1 protein-coding gene and 3 pseudogenes are annotated in these 4123 nt (G+C 37.9%); 2 read left to right on the top strand and 2 right to left on the bottom strand.

The features are described 5' to 3' along the window. Both ACFINF_RS08795 and ACFINF_RS08790 read right to left on the bottom strand, forming a co-directional pair. Positions 1 to 365 (bottom strand): hypothetical protein (locus ACFINF_RS08795; RefSeq protein WP_375620529.1); only part of this gene is annotated, 365 nt, incomplete at its 3' end. After that, positions 362 to 1113, bottom strand: a pseudogene (locus ACFINF_RS08790) (phage tail sheath family protein); the annotation flags it as partial. The pseudogene ACFINF_RS08790 and the gene ACFINF_RS08795, both read right to left, overlap by 4 nt. Here ACFINF_RS08790 and ACFINF_RS08785 point away from each other — a divergent pair. Together ACFINF_RS08785 and ACFINF_RS08780 are read left to right on the top strand one after the other, a co-directional pair. Continuing rightward, positions 1110 to 1305 (top strand): annotated as a pseudogene (locus ACFINF_RS08785) (transcriptional regulator); the annotation flags it as partial. The pseudogenes ACFINF_RS08790 and ACFINF_RS08785 overlap by 4 nt on opposite strands. Positions 1306 to 2009: 704 nt before the next feature. Continuing rightward, positions 2010 to 4123: pseudogene (locus tag ACFINF_RS08780) on the top strand (autotransporter outer membrane beta-barrel domain-containing protein); the annotation flags it as partial.

The following is a 4123-nucleotide window of genomic DNA, read 5'->3' as shown; positions in this document are numbered from 1 at the left end:
CCGCCATGCAGCGCATTAGCGCGTGCCCGTTGAATGGCGTGGGCAACCGCACGACCAGTGGCCACAGGATCACGGGCACCATTGACATGCACTGTGACATTTTGATTGTGGGTGATAGTGGAGCGGTCTTTGCCTCTTTGCTCTCTCACAGAGTAATTGGCATGCCCCGCCCCCGCAAATTGTGCAATCGGTTGAATGGCTGTTTTGCCTCCCAAAAAACTTGGCAAAAACTCTCTTAAATTAATGGACCCAAACCACCCCTTCATGCGATGAGGCAAAGATTTACAAAAATCTGTCAATTGTGAGATGGTGCCCATAAAACCATCGACAATCGGGTTAAAACTGCGTACAATGCGTAAGGTCATGCCTCACTCCTTGCTGCTTTACGATAGCTCTCAAGCGTCTCGCCAAAAGTGTGCGTCATTTTCTTTTGGCTATCTTCCGCCAAATGATCAAAATAAGTGCTATTGCGCCGGCTGCCGAAACTTAAATCTTCTAAGGATGGTACTTCTTCTGCATCAAATTCGACCCGCAACCGTCCCAGCTGTAAAGAGCTGTTGGAATTTAAATCGCGGTCAAACCAAACCCGCCCACCAAGCAATGCACCACGAGCAATCAGATCATCAAGAAACTGCGTGAAGCTGCGGGTAAGTGCAATGACAGACCGGTCAGATTCTCGTCATTCGCCCAAGGGCGGAAACTGTTGATGATAGTTTTTTCCAATGCTGCACAGGTGCGCACTACATTGACAACGCGCCAGAGTGGATTACTGGAGGTGGTATGGTTTCCCCATAAAATGCGTCCATTAGCAACCATTTTCCCTACAGAATTATCTAAATGCGCATTTTGGCTAAGCCGTGCTGGTATAAAGGTCGCAATATCGGCTTAATTGAAGCTATTTTTCTCATGACCGATTTCGCCATCAAAATAGCTAATCGGGCGTGCCGTTCCTAAAATGCCTTTAACATCTTGATTTGAAGGAGACCAAAAAACACCGCCCCTTTGCTTATCACGTTTGATAAACATGGCAGCAGCAAAGGGACTTGCTGGTTTAACACTCCAACCACCCTCACTATTTGCCACCCGTACAAAGGGATCAATCAGATAACAAAAATGCAACAATTAAACTTCCCTCTGAAGATATAGCGAAACTTGCAGCAGAGTTTTATAAAAAGTTACAAGAGCTTGTTCAAGACATCAACGACAGTGAAGAAATAGAGCTTACCTTGCCTCTTTTTAAAATTGCATTTAAAACATCAAATAGAGGTTGAAAAAACACTCAAGAACTACACAAATCCAACCTAACCATCATTATAAAATGGAAAATGACGCTGCATTTCTCCTTACATTAAGATTTTTAATAACAATCTGTTTTTTTAATATTATATCTTTTTTTGCTTTTTTGGCTGATGGGGAGCAAACTTCACAAATTATAGATTTTTCTCATTTGCACTCTTTATTAGATATCAAAATCCATTTTGATAAAATGCGCATTTAATGGTGAAAATTAGTCATTTAAAAAAATTATAAATTCTCACCCAATCCCACCTATTCCCACTAAAAAAACTCCTGTCAAACGACTAGCTTTCTTTTTTGTATATCCACAGCAGCATAGATACTGCTTTTCTTTATTGCCCATTTCTTCTTTTCTGGTTTCTTTTTTTATATCTTCTCCATTCTTTTCTTTCTTGTGATAACAAGATAAAGTTTATCTCTAAATAATGCACAATAATAACACGATGATATACAATAAAAAAATTACAAATAACTTTTAATATCTTCATATTATTAAAATAATTTTTATTTATAGTTTAGTTATATTTTTATTTATAATGAGCAATAAAATAAATTTACAGTAAAACATTATGTATTTTATTATAAAATTTATAATTATACTTTACACAAAAATAAAAATAATCTATTTTTCTCAAAGCAGAAAACCATTCATTTGATATCCTTCTTATAAGCGGGGGTGGAATGTGTGGGGCTTATAAGTTAGGAAAATATCAATGTATAAAAAATCTCTGTTACTCTGTACAGCGGCTATCGCTGTTACGCTGTTTGGCACCCATTTCAACGCATATGCTGAAAATCTCGAAGTTACTGATGGAAAAGTAGAAATCCCATCCGAAAAAACTTATGAAACTATTCATGCAAAAACAGGTGGTAAAATCACCGGCGATAAATTAACAGTAACCGGAAATAAAGACACAAATAAAAACACATATGTTATAACAGCTGAAGGCGATAACAGTGAAATTACTTTAACTAATTCAACCATTAAAAGTAATGATAATGATTCTGATATTCACTTAGGTATTAAGGCCAAAGATAATGCTAAAATTAAAATGACAGGGGGAAAAATTACAGCTCTTGAAAATGGTGCTTCTTTTGAAAACAGTAGTAGTGAAAACGAGCTAACAACGGTAGTTATAAACGGTAAAGATGACCACTTTATTGACAAAGGGATAAATGCTACCCACAGCAACCTTATTTTGAAAGACACAACCGTTTCTTTAGCAAACACAGGCATATTTGCAAATGATCACTCCACAATAACAGTCTCTGGAGGATCATTCGATGGAAAAACTGATGGAGTATTTGCACAAAAGGGCAGCACTATTACTTTAGACGAAAAAGTTGCAGTTACATCATCTGAAGGCAATGGACTTCATGCAGAAGGTTCAGGAGCAAAAATCACGAAGACGGGAGGAACTGTCAGTGGGAAACAAAATGCATTATTTGCAGAAAAAGGCGGACAGATTGATGCCACGAGTGTTGCTTTAACAACAGATGGCAAGGGAACCGGTGTAGAAGCCTTTGGTCCTGATAGCAGAATTAACTTGCATGGCGATACAACAATTAACAATACTTTTAAAGGCCTTGGAGCAGATAATGGTGGTAAAATTACCAGTGAAAATTTAACCGTAGTCGGTAGTGAAGCAATTGATCAAGATCCCTACAACAAACGCACCGGTGCAAGAACATCAGGCTCTGGGAGTGAAATTAAATTAACGGGCAAAACAACCATTCAAAATGTTGATAAAGGTTTTTATGCAGATGGTGGAAGTAAAATCATTAGCGGAAATTTAACAATAACCGGTGATGAAAGTAAAGAAATGACCGTTGGTATAAACGTTAATGGGCCTGACACTGAAATCGAATTAAATGGCAAAACAACCATTCAAAATGTTGATATTGGTCTCACTGCAGTAGATAATAGCACGATTAAGATGATTAATAGTGATCTTAAAGCAGCACAGAGTGCATTAGAAAATAAAATAGAAGCAAAACAAGTTGCACTAAACGTATCATCTAGTGGACATATTGATCTCACAGATGTTTCTGTAACAGCAGGAATCAGCGGCTTGCAGTTTTTAGCTCTCTTTGGTAGCAAACTCGATGAATCAGATAATTCAAAAAAATATCCAAGTAATGAAATTAATTTAACCAATGCAGATATTCATGTGGAAAATGGCACTGGAGTTCTTATTGGAGCTTTCGCTGACAACGAGATTGAAAATAATGCAGATCTGGCAATCGGTATAGCAAATATCAAAAATTCAGAACTCCATGCCGACGTTTTATTAGGAAATGGCATTTTTCTCGAAGATAAAGAGAAAGAGCTTTGGGAACAGATGGGTTTAAAAGAGATCTCCAACGGCACTTTCACATTAAGCGCTGATCAGTCTATTCTAGAGGGCAGAGCGAATATTGCTAAAGACAGAAATGTACACTTTGATTTGCAAAACAATACGCAATGGATCGTAAAAAACAGCACAAACGAAAAAGATGGTGATGGCAATCTGCTTGATATTGCTCAAAGGTCTCGTTCTGATATTTCTGTTCTTAATCTCAACAACAGCTCCATTATCTTTAATGAACCAACAGAAGAGCATTATCACACACTGCATATAGGATCTGGTAAACCAGATACGCAAGCGGTCTACAACGCCTCTGGTGATGCAAAGATTTACTTCAACATTGCTTGGAGTGATGGTGTTGCAAGTGCCGATCAAAAAACCGATAGGCTTTTGATCAATGGGGATGTCTCAGGCAACACAACAGTTTATATCAAAAGCGATTCAGGAGATGAAAGTAGTGTAGTAAATGCTGCTGATCC

It is taken from the genome of Bartonella sp. TS25HLJMH, assembly GCF_042193505.1.
Classification (GTDB): Bacteria; Pseudomonadota; Alphaproteobacteria; order Rhizobiales; family Rhizobiaceae; genus Bartonella; species Bartonella grahamii.
The sequence above is the reverse complement of the archived record's forward strand: the minus strand, read 5'-3'. Positions and strand labels throughout refer to the sequence as shown.